This is a genomic window from Alterotamlana spongicola (genome assembly GCF_035818475.1).
In the GTDB taxonomy this organism is placed as follows: domain Bacteria; phylum Bacteroidota; class Bacteroidia; order Flavobacteriales; family Flavobacteriaceae; genus Cognatitamlana.
This window is the reverse complement of sequence record NZ_JAYMGV010000001.1, coordinates 1064012-1083304: the sequence shown is the minus strand read 5'-3', so window position 1 is coordinate 1083304 and position 19293 is coordinate 1064012. Positions and strand designations below refer to the sequence as shown.

The window sequence follows — 19293 nt, the reverse complement described above, 5'->3', positions numbered from 1 at the left end:
AGCTGCTAATTTCCTCTCCCTATTTGATAATACACAAAACCTATGTCTTCCAATTTACTCTTATCTAAAATAGCTCTTCCATCAAAAATAAAAGCCGGTTTTTGCATCTGTTCATATATTTCTTTCCAGTCATATGCCTTAAACTCGTCCCATTCGGTAAGGATTGCTATAGCATGTGCGCCTTCTATCGCTTCATAAGGTGTGCTACATACCTGTAGTAAATTCTTGTTGTCTTCCGGAAATCTGTTTCCTAAATAATCAAGATCAGCATAAATTTGTTCTTCAGTGACTTTAGGGTCAAAAACAAAAAGATTAGCTTGTTCGTTTAGTAAATTATCTGCTACCCTAATAGCTGCTGATTCCCTGGTATCATTTGTGTCTTTTTTAAAGGCCCAACCTAAAAGTGCTATTTTTTTACCAGACACAGTATTATACAATGTGTTTACTATATTGTCTGAAAAACGATTTTTTTGGTGATCGTTCATCAAAACTACCTGTTCCCAATAATCGGCAACCTCATTTAAGCCATAACTCTTGGCTATATACACCAAGTTTAAAATATCTTTTTGAAAACAAGACCCTCCAAAACCGACCGAAGCGTTTAAAAACTTAGGCCCTATTCTGGAGTCCATTCCAATAGCTTTTGAAACCTCTTTGATATCTGCTCCTGTCATTTCACAAATTTCGGACATGGCATTTATAGAGGATACCCGTTGTGCCAGAAAAGCATTAGCCGTAAGCTTGGATAACTCTGAAGACCAAACATTAGTCGTTAAGATTTTATCATTAGGCACCCAATTAGCATAAATATCAACTAAAGCTTCTATGGCTTTTTGCCCTGCTTTAGTAGAAGCATCCCCTCCAATTAATACCCGGTCCGGTTTTAATAGATCTTGAACGGCTGTTCCTTCGGCTAAAAATTCCGGATTCGATAAGATTTGAAATTGGACCCCGTTACCTGTATGATCTAAAATATTTTTAATAGCAGATGCCGTTCTCACTGGAAGTGTAGATTTTTCAACCACTATTTTATCTTGTTTAGAAACTTTGGCAATTTGCCTTGCACATAATTCTATATATTTTAAATCAGCGGCCATACCTTTACCTTTACCGTAGGTTTTTGTTGGAGTATTCACCGAAATGAAAATCATATCAGCCTCATCAATGGCTTTATCTATGTTTGTTGAAAAGAATAAATTTCTTCCCCTGGTTTCTTTAACAATCTCAGCCAAACCCGGTTCAAAAATAGGTAATTCACCACAATCATTAGAATTCCAGTCATCAATTCTGGCTTGGTTTATATCAACAACGGTTACCTTTATGTGTGGGCACTGTTTAGCTATAACGACCATGGTAGGACCTCCAACATAACCAGCTCCAATACAGCAAATACTTTCTATTTTCATTTAAACAATATTTTTATTTTTAATTGTCCTTAGGGGGTTTAATTATTTTTTTTCCTTTTTCTTTAACGGTATCTACCTTTTTTCTAAAACGAATTTTCCTTCTAATATTTGAAAAACTATAATCAAACCGATAAAAAAAATAGCCCAGTAAAACAACCGTAATAACCAGGGCAGTAACCATCCAAAAATTATAAGAGGCACTACCCAATATAATGATAAGGTATACAAAAATTAAATTAAAACCACCAATTATCAAACTTGCTTTTCGATGAGAGATTTTAAAATAATCTATTAGAATATGATGGGTGTGATTTCTATCGGGAGAAAACGGGCTTCTTTTACGCACTAACCTAATTGTAAAAACCCGGGCAGTGTCAAATAAGGGCACAATTAATATACTAATTGCAATTAAGGGAATATTCTCTATCAAAAAAGGTAAACTATCATATTCTTCGGGAGATAATGCTAAAAACTTAAGCGTAAGAATACTAATTACAAAACCCACGATCAAAGACCCTGTGTCTCCCATAAATATTTTTTCTGATGTTGACGACAGGTTATATTTTAAAAAAGCTATCAAGCATCCGTTTAAAGTTAAGCTGATCAAAAGAAAAAAATATTCTTTGGTCATGTAAAAAATGGTAGTGTATATAATAAGTATCACAATACCAACCATTGCAGCCAAACCATCTATACCATCAATTAAATTATAGGCGTTAATTATGGTGACCATAATAAAAGCCCCAATAATATAATATAGATAAACAGGAATCTCATATATATCTAAAAATCCATTTAGAGAAAGAATTGTAAAACTATCATTACTTAATATAAAAAGGACAGCAATAAGCTGAGCACCAAGTTTTGTATATGGAGACAAAACCACCAGATCATCTTTAAGCCCAACAATAAATAAAATGGTTAAGCCCGGGATTATATATATGGCTTCATTATAATCGCACCAGCTATTTGCAAAAAACAGAGCCAATATTAAGGTATAAAAAAAAGCTACACCACCTAATGTAGGTGTTCTTCTTAAATGCGAACTCCTGCTATTGGGGTTATCCATGAGGTTTTTATACTCAACCAAGCCAATAATTTTTGGGATGGTTAAAAAAGTAATTAAATAAGCCCCTAAAAAAAATAAAAAAAAATAAAATAAAGGCAAAATCTTCGTGTCTATAGATAATAATTTTTCAAAAATACTAAATTATTATAGTGACTGGGTAAATACTTCTAGTTATTACTTATAAAGTCTAACATTTTTAATGCAAGTTTAGACCTTTCAAAATCTTTAATAAGCCTGTCGTGACCAGATTTGTAATCATTTTTTTCTTGTAAAATATTTTCTATCTTCTTTACAAATTCTTTTTCATTTTCTGGCTCAAAAGCTTCTCCAATCTTATAACTTTCAACAATTTGTTTAGCTTCTCCCTCTACACCTAATAGGATTGGTTTATGCATAGCACTCAATTCAAAAATTTTAGAAGGAATAACACTTTTAAATGTATCAGACTTTCTTAGGTTTACCAAAGCAATGTCCAATATTGAAATATAATTTGCAACCTCGGATTTATTGACCGAAGGAAGCATAGAAACATTTTCAAGCTTAAGAAAATCCTTTAAAGCCAACAACTCGTCTTTTTTAGCCCCATCCCCCAAAAAGAGAAAATGAAGATTATTATTTTTAATATTTTTAGCAGATTTCATAATAAAGTCTAAACCATGAGCCATGCCGTGAGTTCCCATGTACCCTATAATTATTTTATTCTCTAAATTTAGTCTCTTAAGTAAAACTTTATTTTTTGGTAATGGGTTGAATAATTCACTATTTATACCATTTTTTATAACTTCTATTTTATTGTTAGGTATATGGTGTTTTTCAATCAATATTTTCTTAAAAGAATCCGTAACAACAACTATCTTATTAGCTTTTTGATACATACTCTTTTCCAAATACTCAAAAAAACGAATTACTAAGCCTCCTTGCATAGCACCAACTGCCTTTATTGATTCTGGCCATAAGTCTCTAACCTCCATAATCCATTTTTTTCGTTTCCAAAACCCTAACCATCTACCAGAAATAGCCGTAAAAAACTGTGGAGAAGTAGCAACGATTACATCAGTTTTAACAAACAATCCTGCTAAAAATGATGATACCATAAAACTTGTATAATCTAATATTCTTTTAACAAACCCTTTATTAGCCGCAATAAAAGTCCACACCCTTATTACCTTAATACCATCAATTATCTCCTTTTGATACAATTTATTTTTATATCCATTGAAAACTTTTCCTTTTGGGAAATTTGGGACGCAAGTTATAACTGTTACATCCACCCCAGATTTTACCCACTCTTTACAGTGCTCATAGGTTCTTGTTGCTGGCGCATTTAGTTCTGGCACAAAATTATCTGTAATGAATAGGAGCTTCATAAATTGATTTTAGTAGTTAGTTCTTTCTTAAAATTAACAACAATCCTTTTAGCTTTTTTGGTTTTATTAAACCCAAGAGCATATTCATAATTCTCTACCTTAATTTTCTCAGAGCCTATAAACTCAATAGCTATATTTTCATCTAACTTGACCATATTACCGTTAACTAATAGGTTTTTTACATCAGGATATAAATGAAAATACGCCCTATTAGGCAAAGAAATCGTTCCGCTTAAACTATCTATTATTTGAATTTCTTCTGGGAAAGTTTTAAACTCTCGAGTATGGAAAACATTTAATCTCTTATAGCCATTATGAGTAGCTACCACACTATTCCCTTGTTCTTTAAGCTCAATTATTTCCGCTCTTCTACCAACTCTAAAACCTCCCCATATTTCTGATTGCTCTAGACTCCCTACTTGCACGGTATTATGAGAATGAGTAGAACGTTCTAATTGCCTTTTTTCATTTTTCTCATAAGTGCTTGTCCCTAAATCAACAATAACTGGTTTTCCTTGGACATACAATTCGAAGTTAAAAGTATCTGAATGTGCATGACCTGGTTGATATTTTGGTCCAATGTTACCAACATCAAAAAATAGCTCATAAAAATCATTATCTTTTTTTCTATATCCAGAGTCAAATAGATTAATTTTATCCCATTTTATTTCTAACTCTCTAGCATACCTAAAGATGTCTTTTGAATTAGGAGCTATTCCATAAGCACTATCATTAACCATCGGAATTGTCCCACATTTATAAGTTACTGTTTGCAACCAAGAAAGCATTTTTCCTCCTTTTTCATTTAAAACATGAAGCAACTCGTCTTGTACCCAAAGGTTATTTCTTATTAGATTAATACAGTCTAGTAAACGATTTAACAGGATTTGATGATACATGGGAGAGAGTTCAAAATGAGCTCCATCCTGTAAGATTTGCTCATTCAATTCTTTTTTAAGAATTTTTTTTGCCAATTTATATAACTTTTCATCTCTAAAGTAGTATCCTCCAAAAAATAAAGCAAAACCATTTTCTAAAAGGTGATTACCCATTAAATGATATTCTATATTTTTGAGCAAAATTTGAAAATCATTGTATAAAATTTTATCAATATTAACGTTAGATATTTTATGTCTTGATACAAACTTAATCCAGTTTATGCTCCGTAGGGAAATAGGGTATGGTTCTTTGCCATCCTTTAGGTTTTTATCCTGAATAATATAATCTTCAATTAATTTTAGCCCTAGCTCTTTTGTTATCTTTTTTTGATTCAAAAAATCAAAATAGTTTAAATTATAAGTCCAAAGCTTACCATATTTTCCATAGTTCCAATCAATGCAATTTTTAAAAACATGTAATCTATTAAGAAAAGTAAATGCATTATTCATACTAAATGAATTCTTGTAATAAAAAGAATCATTAAAGTTTAAGGGCTTAATATCTTTTATATGAGGCTTCGAAGACTCAATTTTAAAAAATTTGTTTCTAACCTTATAAAAAACCTGATAATATACTTGTTTTGGTTTTAGAAATTTTATAGTATTTAAAAAAAGGTAAAATTTATTCCCACTCATTTACTCCATCTAAATTTTATAATTTACTTTTCAGCGACATTTTCAAATTGATTAAATTATTATTTCGAATTAATATTATCAGTATTTCCTATTTGACCCCGTCTGAAAACTTCCTTTTAAATTTCTTTATTCTTTAAATTCGATATTACAAATTTATATTTTCCGTTTTGGTTTTTCTCAATCCTTTCAACAATTTCGAAACTAATTTTCATTTCTTTGGATATTCGATTTCGTATTTGTTTTATTATACCCTCCTTAGATTTAAAAACCTCTTCCCTAAGTACAACTCGAATTATAATATTATCGTAATCATTTTGTATAATTTGTGCTGCTTTGACATCTTCAGCTTCTTTAAATAAATGATCTAGCCTACCTATTTTTGTCCCATCAACAAGAACAATTACATCTTCTTGTCTACCTATTACTTTCTTTATCTCACCTTTTTTATCTAGCAATACCAAATCATTTGTATCATAGTTAATAAAAAACATAGCGTCATTGTTAAAATTAGTACCAATAACTTTATAAGCCTTTTCATTCTCTATCATTACATCTGTTTCTTTAAACCATACATATGAAAAAAGAGGAGAAACCTTATATTTTGAATCTTCACCCTGATAAGCCAAAACTGTCTGCTCGGCATTAGAATATAAATCGTAAATTTTAGAAGAAAAGGCCTTCTCTATTGTAATTCTTTGCCATATATATAGGCTTTCAGATGAAGTATATATTGCCTTGACCTTCAACGGTGGTAAATTTTTATTTAAAATAAACTCAGCTAAATGATAAATAGCAGATGGATAGCCATTCACAAACATATAGTTACCCTTCTTAAGTTTCGCATAATAGCTTAGTAAATTTTTGTCGTTCATGTGAAAAACTGAAAATATTGTTTGATTGAAAGCCCTATTAAAACGCCAAAACGGTTTGTTTTTTTGTTTTAACGAAACTATTATATTTCCATTAAAAGTAGCGTATTTGTCTCCAAAACGGTTTTGGTGATAACAATCTTGCCAAAACAGAGTAAAACCTATAGACACTGCCTTTTTTGAAATCAGGAAATTAAACCCTGCTCCCGAAGTTCCACTTGTACTTAAGATTAGATTATTACACGAGTTAGTTTCTTTATTAACAAAAAAGGACTTATTCTGAATTATATCATTTTTTGTAATTATGGGAAGCGTTTTCAAATTTTCTAATTTAAAGTCATCAATGAACTCCTGTGAAATGATATCTTTCCAATAATCAGAATTATTCTTTGCTTCTTCAAGGTAAGATTTAAGTTTTTGGGTTTGGAGTTTTTTTAAAGTCTCACTATTATTTTGACTTTCCTTTATAATTTCGTTTTTAAGTTCATTTCTATATCGAATTTTAAACTTTTTATATCCTTTGATAGACACCAGTATATTTTGTAAGAATATTGGTGAGCTATCATAAATTTTCTTTTTTAAACTCATGATCCCTATTTTATTTTTTAAGATTGAAACTGACTAAAAAATTAATTAAGGCCGTTCTAAAAGTATTATAGAGGTTTTTCATTTTTCTTTCAAATAGACCATCACTACTTTTATATATAGGAATCGCTTTTTTATGAAATCTATTTACCTTAAACCATTTTTCATATTCTATGGAAGTCATATTTTTAAATGGCGTCAGGTCACCTAAAATCTTTGATTCATGCAGTGGTTCAGTTTTGTAAAAGCTTAATTCTTGCCTGTCTTTATTATATTTAAAAAAATGACATAAATGGTTTCCAGAGTCTTTATACTCAAAAGCTAATTCCAAATTACAAAAGTCTGGAAATTTCAGATTACCATTTCTGTAAACTCCTTGAGCAAATAACCAATTTCCTAAACTATATATTATTGGTTTATTCCTGTAAGTCTCATAACCCTGAATCCTATGTGGGTGACATCCTATAATGGCATCGCAATCCTTATCAATTAGTCTAAAAGACAAATCTCTTTGTGAGGGCATAGGGTATTTTTCCAATTCGTAATCCCAATGAAAAAAACAAATGATTTTATAATCTGGGTATAAATTTCTATACTTTTCGTATTCTGATAAAACATAATTTTCTTCTAAAGGATTAACACCAGCTTTATTTTTTCTTGCATAAATGCATTCTATAGTATTCCATCCAAAATTAAGAATAATCGATTTTTCACTTGATATAATTAGAGGTTCAGAAGCCTTATTAATGTCTGAGCCTGCGCCAAATGTAGATAGTTTTAGAAGTCTAGCATTATTTTCGGTCTCTTGAAAATTCCCATTATCTAAGATATGGTTATTATTTAATGAAAAATGTATGTCCAACTCCCTATTTAAGTTTTCTATAGAATGAAAATCATTGACCACCAAATTGTGTTTTAAGAATTTGGTGGTATCAGTTACCAGAGCACCCTCTAAATTTGCTATAACATGCTTCTCTGAAAAAAAATCTGGAATATGGTAATTAATTGCTCCTATGTAAGGTAATGCTATATCTCCCAGAAAAATCATTTAAAGAAAATTTAAGTGGTTAAAAAAATTGGTATATATATTTTTGTCATTAAAAAAATCAAATTTTTTTAACGCATTTTTAGAAAATGAAATGTAATTTTCATCATTGATTTCTAACATAGCTTTTTGTAAAAGTTTAGGGTTTTTTACAGGTATAAGCAAGCCATTATAGCCTTCTTTAATAACTTCAGGAATAGCTTTCCAATTAGTTGATATTGCAGGCAAACCAATAGACATACCCTCTATAAGTATTCCAGGATGCCCTTCTCCTTCGTGATAACTAGGAAGTAATATAACATCATATTCCGCTAAAGTTTTAATTACGTTATTTGGTTTTAAAACTCCTTTATAATTGACTATTGAACTTTTATCAACCCTACTGATTATTTCTTGTTCTTTAATCGGTCCATAGATATCAATCTTGAAACTATCTGGTAAATTTCTTGAAGCTTCTATAATATCTAATATTCCTTTTTGTTTCTTAACATGTCCAATAAAAACAAATCTCCTTCGATAATCGTGTAGTGTTCTTAAGTACTCAAAATTTGGTTTACTTCTAACGTTTGGCAAATGAAAAAAATTTTCATATCCCATCGATTTTAAAAAATTAATATTTTGTTTTGTCTCAAAAACCAATAAATCAGATTTTAGAAAAGTACTTTTGGCTAATAATTTAAGATAAGAATATTTGTTTTCAAATAAATCCTGAAAATTCCCTCCAAAAATTCTGAAAACAACTTTTTTGAAAAAAAGTTTTGAAAAAACAAAAATTACAGGGCTTAACAGAAAAGCGCCTTTTCTTGCTACGTTTAGTATAATAATATCGTTCCTATATACTTTGATAAAAAAAACAAAAAGTACATAAATATAATTTCTAACTGCAGATAATTTACCCGAATATTTGTTTAACTGAACAAACGAGTAATTGTACTTTTCTTTTTCTACAAAATCTAAAAGAGACTTCATTAAAACAGTAGTTCCTCCAAAAGTTTCAGGCTTACCCTCTATAGGTATTGCTCCTAAAATCAAGTACTTTTTTTCCATTCAAAACTATTCAATAATATCATTCCCAACGTAGGGTTTTGGAGTATCCAAAATCGTGTTCAGTTTCTCTAGCTGTCCCCCCCACACATAAGCCTTAGTCAAAGTATAATCTTTTACCCTTAAATTACCAGGATACACCAGTATATCTCCAACACTATCTTGACTCACTTTAATAGTAGCCCTGGTCCAATTTTCACTATTAATATCTACTAGAGCATTAACATACTTCCCATTTTTCCCTTTGCAAAAAGCCGTAATAGGAAATAAACCTGACTCTCCTTCAAAAGCCTTTAAATAAACTGTAAACGCATACGATCCTTCACTAAGAGTCGGTACCATTTGATAAATCCGCGAATCTGCTTTATTAGTTAAATCAATTAAATCAGCCGAAGGTCGTTTTTTAGGCGATATAGCTTTATTATCTTTAACTATAACATATTCTTTAGTCCAAGACATATCTGAAAAATCTTCTGTATAATGAAGAAGGTTGATTTGATTAGCTTCGGTAAAATATTTCATTTTTACTTTTTCCTTTTTCTCCTTATTACAAGAAAAAATCAAAATCAAAAAAAATAGGCTTAAAAAAACGTATTTCATAGCAGGATTTGAAAATATCAATCAAAAATACTAATTTGAAAATTCTAATAGGATTATAATTCAAGTCATTTTACATAATTTCTAAACAACTTTTTATTTAATTGCTCTGTAATAAAATTTCCTTTTTGTATTCCTCAATATATCTTTCTGGTTGAGTCAAATGTATCCCATCTTCAAAATTTGCACTATCCAAGTAGACAATCTTTTCAAAATAATTTCTAAACTCGCTATCAAGATTACATTTTTGAAATTCTGTTTTATCGATTGCTTCAATAAAAGCTTTGCTCTCTATGCTGACGGGTGTTGGTAAAATATTTAACTTAAAACTATACTTTGAAGACAGTTCTTTAATTTTTATTAAATATTCTATGGAAATAGGAGACAAAAATGTGTAATCTATTTTATCAAGTGACCTAAATTCAGGAGCCCATGATGTTATGTAAATATGAGGTACTTGAGCAAAATAGTGATACGGAATTTTACTAATTTGTCGATTTACATTCTCACTAAACAAATCTGTATATTCTGAATTATAAAATGGTTTTAGAAAATAATGGTAAGTATAGATTTGATCTAAATTGTTTTGGAATGATAACGGATTGAAAAGCATAATTACTTGATCTACTTCATTTTCAGAATTTAAATAATTATTCAATAAAAAATATTGACCTGGCATACCAACAGCTTGATTACAAGCTAAGGAGTTTATCTGTTTATTATTTATTGTATTATCAAAAAGTTGACGACCTACACTATCGCCCAAAAGTAATATCTTTGAATCATTACTCAGCTTACTTTTTTCTATAGCATAATAAATCTCTTTTCCTGGGTAGTACTTTAGAAAGAGCCCTGAATATTTCAAAAAAGCTGTAATTCCCTCTATAAATAATACAGTCAAAACCAAGAATAAAGCACAATTTCTGAGAAAGGTTTTCATCATTTATTTAAAATTGAAAATATATAAAATCTTGGTTTTCTCCCCTAAACCAAAATATCAAAAATATGATTATTAAATAATATCCCCACCTCATAATTCTTCTTTTTTTTAATAAAGAATTAGCTATCGCATATTGACTTTCTCTACCGTTCCATTCTATTAAAACGAATAAACAAACTAAAACTATTGTTATAATCGCACCTCTTCTATTTTGAACAAATCTTGGGAGTTCAAAAAAAGAAGCTGAAACCATCTCCGATACAACTTCGATGGCTTGTTCAATATTTTCAGCCCTAAAAAAAACCCAGGCAAAAACGGTCAACAAAAAAGTAACAATCATACCAATGAAATCTTTGAAACCAGGAAACGTTCTTCCTTGAGCAACTATGCTTATATTTTTACGATTATTATTACTTAACATAATAGGCAAAAAAAACAGTGCATTTAAAATTCCCCAAATAATAAATGTCCAGTTTGCTCCATGCCAAAACCCACTTACTGTAAAAATTATAAAGGTATTTCTAACCTTTATCCACTTGCTTCCCCGACTACCCCCCAAGGGAATATAGAGATAATCTCTAAACCATGTGTTTAAAGAAATATGCCAACGTCTCCAAAATTCAGCAATATCTCTTGAAAAATATGGAAAAGCGAAATTTTGTTTTAAGTTAAACCCAAATAACCGAGAAACCCCAATTGCTATATCTGAGTATCCCGAGAAATCTCCATAAATTTGAAAAGTAAAGAATAAAGCTCCTAAAAATAAAGTACTGCCATTTAAATCTTCGGAATTACTAAAAATAAGATTAGCGTGCTCTGCACAGTTATCTGCAATGACAATTTTTTTAAATAACCCCCATAATATCTGCCTCATACCGTCAACAGCTTTATTATAATCAAACTGTCTTTTCTTATAAAATTGAGGCAGTAAATTTGTTGCTCTTTCTATGGGCCCAGCAACTAATTGCGGGAAAAAAGAAACGAAAGCTGCAAATGCTATAAAATCTGATGTCGGATCTAATTTCCTCTTATAGACGTCAATAGTGTAACTTAACGTTTGAAACGTATAAAAACTAATTCCTACTGGTAAAATAATATTTAGCGCATTAGCAGAAAGCTTCGTTCCAAAAAAAGAGAAAACACTAATAAAATTATCCAAAAAGAAATTGTAATATTTGAAAAACCCTAAAAACCCAAGGTTAACAACTATACTTGTCCAAAGGAGAATTTGTCGTTTTAATTGATTCTCCTCGCTCTTTAATTTATATCCTATTGTATAGTCAACAACAGTACTAAAAAGTATTAATGATAAAAACCTCCAGTCCCACCAACCATAAAATATATAACTTGCAACTACTAATAAAAAATTTTGAAGTTTTAAGCTCTTATTTGTTACAAACCAGTAAAATAAAAAAATTATTGGTAAGAATAATGCAAAATCAATTGAGTTAAAAAGCATTTAGTTAAGAAGAATAATTTAAACAAAATCTGAAACTTTTATATTTTCTTTCTTTATCATTGCTGGAACACCAGCTACCATACAATTATCAGGGATATTTTTTAGGACAACTGAATTTGGTGCTATTATGGTTTCATTTCCTACCGTAATAGGGCCTAAAACCCTAGCTCCGGCACCTATATATACATTATTCCTAATTTTGGGCACATCGAAATATTTTGACCTACCTCCTATAGTTATTCCTTGACCAATATTGCAATTATCACCAATAATAGCTCTTTTGTGAATTACTACCCCTATTCCTCCATATGCAAAAATGGTATTTCTCCCTATAACAACTTCGGGGGGGACGCTAGAATTAAATAGCAAATAATTTAAATAATATATCATTTTTGGTAATATTGGTACTTTTCTTTTGTGTAGTTTATGGCTAAGCCTATGTAATTTTAATAGTAGTTGCATTTTTTATTAATTTTAAAATTTTAGATAGAAACAAAAACCCTTTTGTCAAAATAATTATTCTTTTAAATTATCAGACATTTTTTCTTTTTTAGTTCGAAATACTAATAAAGAATAAAACAAGGCATAAAACAACACCCCCCAAATCCTTACTAGGTAAACTTCAGTAATACAACAAATAGAAAATAGAATCAAAAAAATTAAGCCCAATAAGTTATTATTAATTATTGTCCTATAAAAGGCATATCCTACCATAAACAACCATGAAATAATCCCTATAACTCCAGATGACACCAAAATTTGCAAATATTGGTTATGCGAATTATAATGTTCAAAATAAGGTCGAGCTAAATAACTACTTTTATAACATTCGTCCAAATAATATTGCGTATTACTAAACCCAACTCCTAAAAGTTTTGGGTTCTCTATAAATACATTCCAAGCACATCTCCATGAATGGAGTCTTATTGTTAACCCTTCATTGAAATTATTAATCATTCTATCTTTAATTAATAAGTAATCAATATCATTAATAGCAATAAAAAATATCAGCGCTCCTAAAAAAATTACCAGAATCAGATATTTAAGGTTTTTAATATCGTTTTGAATCAAAATTTTATAAAAAGCAAAAACAAACAAGCATAAAATAAAAGCTACCACAGGAGTTCTCGCTTGAATATAAAATAAAGAAATAGATAAAAATATTAATAGAACTATTAATATTATTTTATACTCTAGTTTAATTGAGCGTAATAAATTTTCCAAAAAAATAAAAAATGCCATTACTACAAATTGGGAGAAGTATACTGGGTGAATACCTCCCATCGGAGCAGTAAAATTTGAATAATTAATTATATTGGTAGAATTTAAAAAAAAAGCAGTCCAACATAAAACTAACCCAATAACCACTCCACAACCAAAAGCAAGAAAAATAATATTTTCCTCTTTCAGAGTTCTATACTTATGCAGGAGTACGGGCATCAACAGCAATAAAACAACCTTTCCTATCTTATTAAACCCATTAAATGAAATCTCTTTGTTTATAAAAAAACACCCAAGAAAAAAAACCAATCCATTTATCAATAATAATATCCAAGCATAATCCCTAACTCTTTTTTTTAGACTTCTTCTATTTACACAACAAATACTAAAAAACACTAAACTAATTAAAGCAATATTACTAAAATTGTTCTTATAGGGAATTGAAAAAGCAAACAATGCAAGTACCCATATATACATCTTATCAAATGATACATTTGTCAATATTTTTTTCATAAAACTTAGACAACCCTAATTAATAATTTGCAATGATAAAAGCTCTCTTATAGTCTTAATATAACTGTGTTGGTTATAATAATTTTCAAAGAAAGATTGATATTCTATCTCTAAATCTTCTCCATTAAACCTATTGCATTCAAATTCATGAATTAATGAAGCTATCTTATGATAATTATATGATTCTTTTATTGATATTGAAAATTTCATTTTTTCAAACATTTCAAAAAAGTCTCCAATGGTCTCAGAATAAATTGGAATAACACCGCTGGCCATGTAAGAATTCATTTTAGTCGGACATGCAACATTATTAACAACATGATCATCCCGAAGTAAAAATCCATATTTATATTTTAACAGCTCTTCTTGTAAATACGAAAGTTCAACACACTTGCACTCGACTTTATCTTCAAGATTGGCATTAAATATCATTTTTTTTGCTTCATCCAAATCCATAGTCAATATGGTTAAATTAAAATCAGCATCTATCTCTCTTAATTCTTTATAGGTTGTTAAAATAGACTCAACCTTTTGCCAAGGAGCCATTGATCCGGCATATACCAAGCTTTTATTAAAAGACTTATTTTTAATTTCTTTAGAAATTTCTAAATTAAAACATGGCATTATAAAAAAATTATTTCCATTATAATTATACTTTTTTTTATAGTGCTTGTACATTTTTTTAGAAACAAAAAAATTGAAATGTGAGAATTTTAAAGTTAAATACTCAAACATAGATAGAATATAATACTTATGTTTTTGTTTCTTTTCCATTAAAGATTCTTCAGGTATAACACCTTGAAACCAATTAAAGCATTTAATAAATGGGTGACGTAATTTTACATTAAGAAAATCAATACATGTTATGGTAATTACTATGCTATTTTTTTCGATATCGGAAACCTTATTCGTAATACGCCAATTACTATTTGGGCTAATTGATTCACTAATAATATTAACGTATAAAGTAGTGGCTTCATTTAAAACTCTTTTAAACTTTGAATAAAATACTAAATCTTGCATATTATTTCTTTTGACTTGTAAAATAAGGCTAAACTAATAACCAAAAAAACTAAAAAGGGAGATAACTCAACCATCAATGAAACAAGAAGGAAGCTATATAAAGAGGCTTTAATCAATATTGAGGTATTACTTTTAAAAAATTTGATTACTATTAGAGTTATAGGAACTAAAAAAAATAACCCTGAACTTACTAAGTAATCAAAAAATATGGACTTAGGTGATGCATAATATTTATTTTCTAAAGCTCCTTTAATTTCCACTCCAGTCATCTTTGATAAAAATTCATCTGAAATCATTATCTCAATATATTCTGGATGAAAAGCTCCAAATCCTGAGCCAAATAAATTATCTCCTAATAACTGCAAAGCAACTAAAAACGAACTAAAGCGAAAAGTAAAAGTTGACCATACTTGATTTTTTTCAGTTAACCCTGTAATCCCTTCCTTATTTAAAACTGTCATGAAATGATTAAGCCCTTTAAGCTGATCCATTTGCAGGATAAATGGTAATGATAATAAACCAATCACAATAATTATAATCACGCCTCCTTTTAGTTTCCTATTATCAGAAGTGAAAATAAAATATAATAACATTAAGGGTAAAACTAAAATTTGTGCTTTAGACCTAATAAAAAGCCCTGTAAAAATGAATAAAAAAACCCAAAATTTATGTCTTCTGTTTACTTTATAATATTCTAATAACAAAGGAACCATAAAAAGATAATACATGCCTGCTGCACTGGCCTCATAAGCCAACATAGTTACTCTTTTAACTGGATTAGAAACTAATTGAAGTAAGCCTATTACAGTGCAAGGTATAGACATGTAATAAACAAATTTCAAAATTTCTTTGTAATTTAAAGAGTAGAGATAAACAAAAATTCCAGAGGCAAAAATTACTCGTATCCAAAAGAAACGCGTTCTGTATAACATGCCTACAGTATAAATACTATCATATTTTGAAATAAAAATATTCCACAGTGTTAGAATCGTACCCGGTATTAAAATCGAAAAAAATAAGATTACTACTAGATATGGCCATTTAATAGTTCTAAATTTTAGAAAACAATAAAGAGCTGTGATTAAACTAAACGAAGTATAGCCGAGAGTAAAGATAACAACGGCAAAGCCAATCATTAGCATTTCTAAATCGTTATAAAGCTTACTTAATTTCATACTTTAAACATTGATATTACCCCTTTCCTTATATAATTAAAAGTGAATTTGGTATAACGTAGGGTAAAATAAACGAACGGCAAATAACCCGAAGAATGCTTTTTAAGAAACTTATAGCTTATTTTAACATTAATAAATGACCTGACATCATTTAAATACCATAAATAATTTTTAAAATTATATCCTTCTTTTCTACCTGTGTTCTCATGAATGTTCCAAGCCTTTAGATTTGGTATTATATGTAAATTAAAATTTGCTTTTTTTGCTCTTAAAAAAAAGTCACAATCACCATCATATTGAGGAAAATTTTTACTGTCACACAATCCAATAATAACAAAAACTTCTTTAGGCATGACAACAGCCATTCCTCCACACCAATCAACCTGTTTTCTTTCACTAAATTCTTTACCATCTTTTTTCCCGCTTCCAATATTTATTTTCTTATCTGTTTTTGGGTCATAGGTCCCTCCGAAAGAAAATAATGTATCTGGCTCATTCTTTCTCATTAATTTTGATGCCAAAATCACGTTTTCATCAACTTTTAAAATATGTTCATGCAATTGTATCAAATAATCCTTTTCGATATATAAGTCTTTATTCCAAAACAATACATGGGAAATATTTGGAATTTTCAAGGCATATTCAATTCCCATATTAATAGCTGCTGACCAAAATAATGAACCATCTCCTTTTAGAATCTTTACTTCAGGGTAATTTTCACTTACCCAATGGGAAGTTCCATCTGTAGAACCATCGTCAATCAAAATTATTTTAATATCAAATGTATCTTTAATTTCACTTTTATAAAATAACAGAGCTTCTTTAAGGTTGTTCAAGCACTGTTTTGTAAAAAAAAGTTCATTGAAAACCGGAATTAGGATGGTTAAAGCTTTATTCATTTTTCTGTGCATTAAGATAATTGGTTTTTAAAATTCTAATTTCCTTTATTACCTGAAAAGGACCAATAATACAAAAAAATGATAAACAAATTATTGTAGCAATCATGACCCCGTTAATTCCTAAATTAAAATAATTAACCAAAAAAATAGATATTGGGATGTTCAATATCGCCCCTAATAAAGAAGTGATTAACTGTATAGATGTTTTACCAATACCATTAGTAAAATATGCAAGTATTGAATGACATATATTAAAAAACACTAAAACACCCATAAAAGCAAAATTAGATTTCAGTACTTCTAAAACATTTTCTCCTAGCCAAATTTCTAATACAAATTCTCCAACAAAAATCATAATTAAAATGGCCATTACATATATTAAGCCCAGATAAAACATTTTCCTCATAATACGTTCCAACCAATTATAATCTCCTTTGTGATAGGCTTCCGTATACATAGGCCATAATGGCGTATTAATCAAAGTATGGATAATAAGCAATATGTTAAAATACCTATTAATAACATCATATTTAGCTACTTCTTCTGCATTTGTTAAGTGCACAATAATAAATCTATCAGTTGTAAGTATAACCATCATGGTTGTCTGTAGTATGAAAAAGCGTAAACCCAAAGATAATATAGGTTTTAATAACGTTTTATCATATGCTTTAAATTCAGGTAAAAGTTCCTTATTCTTAGAATAAAACCAAATAGACAGTAAAATGTTACTTATGAGCATTGAGCACCCATATAATAAAGCCAAAGTATGCAAATCAGATTGAGTGAATCTTATTAGTATAAATAGGGAGGTAAGTGTAAAAACTTGGGTTAAAAATTGATTTACCGTAATTAAAGACGCTTTTTGTACAGCATTAAAAACGGCATTAATCATAGAAAGAGAAAAGTTTAACAAAGTAAAAAACAGAATTATTAAAACAAGTTCTCTTAAATAATCATTGCTAAAATTGTATTCATTAAATACCGATTGCCAATCTATAAGGAAAGAAAATATTAGAATTATCAAATACGATATTATAGAAAATGAAAAAGTAGCTATATATCCAGTTGAAATATATTTTTTTCCTAGGGTTTTATTTGATTTACTCAAACTCTCCGATAATTTATTCTTTACGCCATTTGTAATCCCTAAATCAAAAAAAATAACCCAATTTAAAAACGTCAATATTACAGACCACAGCCCATAATTACTGGCTCCCAAATATTTGAGTAACAATCTTACCAATAAGAAGGAAATAAGTACTGATAAAAATTTAAATACCAATGAAGATTTAACCTCTCTAATAAAATTTATGTCTCTCCAAGTCATTTTAATCAAGTCAAAATCTAAATGCTTAATACATCAAATAAATATTTGATCTCATCTTTTAAAGGAATTTGATGATTTCCAACAAAAAGACCGTTAGCATCCAGATATTTCGCATTCTTTAAATCTCCAAAAATTTCATAATCAAAATACCTTAAAACTTCATTTTTCGTAAAATCTCCCGTTACAATGGGTCTGGAATCAATATGGTTTTTTTGGAGTATCTCAATCACATCTTTCCTTTTTAAATCAGATTCCGGACGTATAATTAAGCTAAAGCCAAACCAACTACTATTATCTTGATCCTTTTGAATTAAAAAATCTTTATGGTCTTGAAACAAGCTTCGGAAATACACGGCATTATCTCTCCTGTTTTTTAAAAACCCTGAGAGCTTTTTAAGTTGTTCAACTCCAATAGCTCCACTCATTTCAACCGGTCTTAGATTATAACCTGGCAAAACAAAACGAAATGATTCTGTAAACCAATCTTCACTTTTGTTAGAGACTTCATTTTCTTTGGGAAGATGCCTTGTCCAACCATGAGATCTTAATGAAAGGAGAATATGGTATAACTCTCTATCATTTGTCGAAATAAAACCTCCCTCCATAGTAGCCATATGGTGAGAAAAAAAAGTAGAAAAAGTTCCCATTACACCAAAGGTTCCAGCTTGTTTTCCTTTGTACTCAGCACCCATGGATTCACAATTATCTTCCAATACTAAAATGTTTTTACCTTCTATAATTTTATTTATTGCATCAAAATCATTCGGGTTCCCTAGTAAATTAACAGCCAAAATCATTTTAGTATTGGAAGTAACAGCAGCTTCCAAATCCTTAACATTGTAATTCAATGTATTTAAATCAATATCAACGAATTTAAGTTTCAATCCATATTGATATAAGGGAAAATAGGTAGTTGACCAAGATACGGCAGGAACAATGACCTCGTCTCCCTTAGAAAGTTTTGGTTCTTTAGTATAAAATAATGCCGCGATAGCCAATAAATTTGCGGATGAACCGGAATTGACCATAACACAATAGTTAGAGCCCAAAAAAGAAGAGAAGCTTTGCTCAAATTCTAATACCTTTTCTCCCATTGTATACATATCTGTATCAATAACGGACTGAATAGCTTTTAGTTCTTTATCATCCCAAGTTGAAGATGCTAATGGGTATTTCATAA

At 29.4% G+C, this 19293-nt stretch carries 17 protein-coding genes; all 17 read right to left on the bottom strand.

Annotated features, from left to right (window positions below; translation table 11 throughout):
- Window positions 1–5: 5 nt before the first annotated feature.
- The gene (locus VOI54_RS04745) at window positions 6–1406 is read right to left on the bottom strand and encodes a UDP-glucose 6-dehydrogenase (RefSeq protein ID WP_326281570.1); all 1401 of its coding nucleotides are present in this window, start codon (window positions 1404–1406) and stop codon (window positions 6–8) included.
- Window positions 1407–1425: 19 nt separating this feature from the next.
- On the bottom strand, window positions 1426–2475 hold the full coding sequence (locus VOI54_RS04740; RefSeq protein WP_326281569.1) for an MraY family glycosyltransferase: 1050 nt from the start codon (window positions 2473–2475) through the stop codon (window positions 1426–1428).
- Window positions 2476–2642: 167 nt separating this feature from the next.
- On the bottom strand, window positions 2643–3842 hold the full coding sequence (locus VOI54_RS04735) for a glycosyltransferase family 4 protein (RefSeq protein WP_326281568.1): 1200 nt from the start codon (window positions 3840–3842) through the stop codon (window positions 2643–2645).
- On the bottom strand, window positions 3839–5230 hold the full coding sequence (locus tag VOI54_RS04730) for a heparinase II/III domain-containing protein (protein ID WP_326281567.1): 1392 nt from the start codon (window positions 5228–5230) through the stop codon (window positions 3839–3841). Before VOI54_RS04730 ends, VOI54_RS04735 begins: the two co-directional genes overlap by 4 nt.
- Window positions 5231–5532: 302 nt before the next feature.
- Window positions 5533–6873, bottom strand: a complete 1341-nt coding sequence (locus tag VOI54_RS04725; protein WP_326281566.1) for a phenylacetate--CoA ligase family protein — start codon at window positions 6871–6873, stop codon at window positions 5533–5535.
- 10 nt (window positions 6874–6883) lie between these two features.
- On the bottom strand, window positions 6884–7918 hold the full coding sequence (locus tag VOI54_RS04720) for a CapA family protein (protein ID WP_326281565.1): 1035 nt from the start codon (window positions 7916–7918) through the stop codon (window positions 6884–6886).
- A complete protein-coding gene (locus tag VOI54_RS04715; RefSeq protein ID WP_326281564.1) occupies window positions 7919–8962 on the bottom strand; it encodes a glycosyltransferase in 1044 nt (347 codons plus the stop codon).
- 6 nt (window positions 8963–8968) lie between these two features.
- The gene (locus tag VOI54_RS04710) at window positions 8969–9481 is read right to left on the bottom strand and encodes a phage head spike fiber domain-containing protein (protein ID WP_326281563.1); all 513 of its coding nucleotides are present in this window, start codon (window positions 9479–9481) and stop codon (window positions 8969–8971) included.
- 175 nt (window positions 9482–9656) lie between these two features.
- Window positions 9657–10499, bottom strand: coding sequence for a hypothetical protein (locus VOI54_RS04705; RefSeq protein ID WP_326281562.1), 843 nt, complete (start codon window positions 10497–10499; stop codon window positions 9657–9659).
- A gap of 4 nt (window positions 10500–10503) precedes the next feature.
- Complete coding sequence (locus VOI54_RS04700) at window positions 10504–11955, bottom strand: MBOAT family O-acyltransferase (protein ID WP_326281561.1); 1452 nt, start codon at window positions 11953–11955, stop codon at window positions 10504–10506.
- A gap of 18 nt (window positions 11956–11973) precedes the next feature.
- Window positions 11974–12417, bottom strand: coding sequence for a serine O-acetyltransferase (locus VOI54_RS04695; protein ID WP_326281560.1), 444 nt, complete (start codon window positions 12415–12417; stop codon window positions 11974–11976).
- Between the two features lie 54 nt (window positions 12418–12471).
- The gene (locus tag VOI54_RS04690; protein ID WP_326281559.1) at window positions 12472–13689 is read right to left on the bottom strand and encodes an O-antigen ligase family protein; all 1218 of its coding nucleotides are present in this window, start codon (window positions 13687–13689) and stop codon (window positions 12472–12474) included.
- 15 nt (window positions 13690–13704) lie between these two features.
- Entirely contained in the window at window positions 13705–14712 is a 1008-nt protein-coding gene (locus VOI54_RS04685; protein WP_326281558.1) for a hypothetical protein, read from the bottom strand.
- Window positions 14700–15887: a hypothetical protein gene (locus VOI54_RS04680; RefSeq protein WP_326281557.1), complete on the bottom strand. Its 1188-nt coding sequence runs from the start codon at window positions 15885–15887 to the stop codon at window positions 14700–14702. Before VOI54_RS04680 ends, VOI54_RS04685 begins: the two co-directional genes overlap by 13 nt.
- Window positions 15884–16786, bottom strand: coding sequence for a glycosyltransferase family 2 protein (locus VOI54_RS04675; RefSeq protein WP_326281556.1), 903 nt, complete (start codon window positions 16784–16786; stop codon window positions 15884–15886). The genes VOI54_RS04680 and VOI54_RS04675 overlap by 4 nt, the downstream gene beginning before the upstream one ends.
- Complete coding sequence (locus tag VOI54_RS04670) at window positions 16779–18113, bottom strand: oligosaccharide flippase family protein (protein WP_326281555.1); 1335 nt, start codon at window positions 18111–18113, stop codon at window positions 16779–16781. Before VOI54_RS04670 ends, VOI54_RS04675 begins: the two co-directional genes overlap by 8 nt.
- A 17-nt stretch (window positions 18114–18130) precedes the next feature.
- Window positions 18131–19291, bottom strand: a complete 1161-nt coding sequence (locus VOI54_RS04665) for a DegT/DnrJ/EryC1/StrS family aminotransferase (RefSeq protein ID WP_326281554.1) — start codon at window positions 19289–19291, stop codon at window positions 18131–18133.
- Between the last annotated feature and the right edge of the window lie 2 nt (window positions 19292–19293).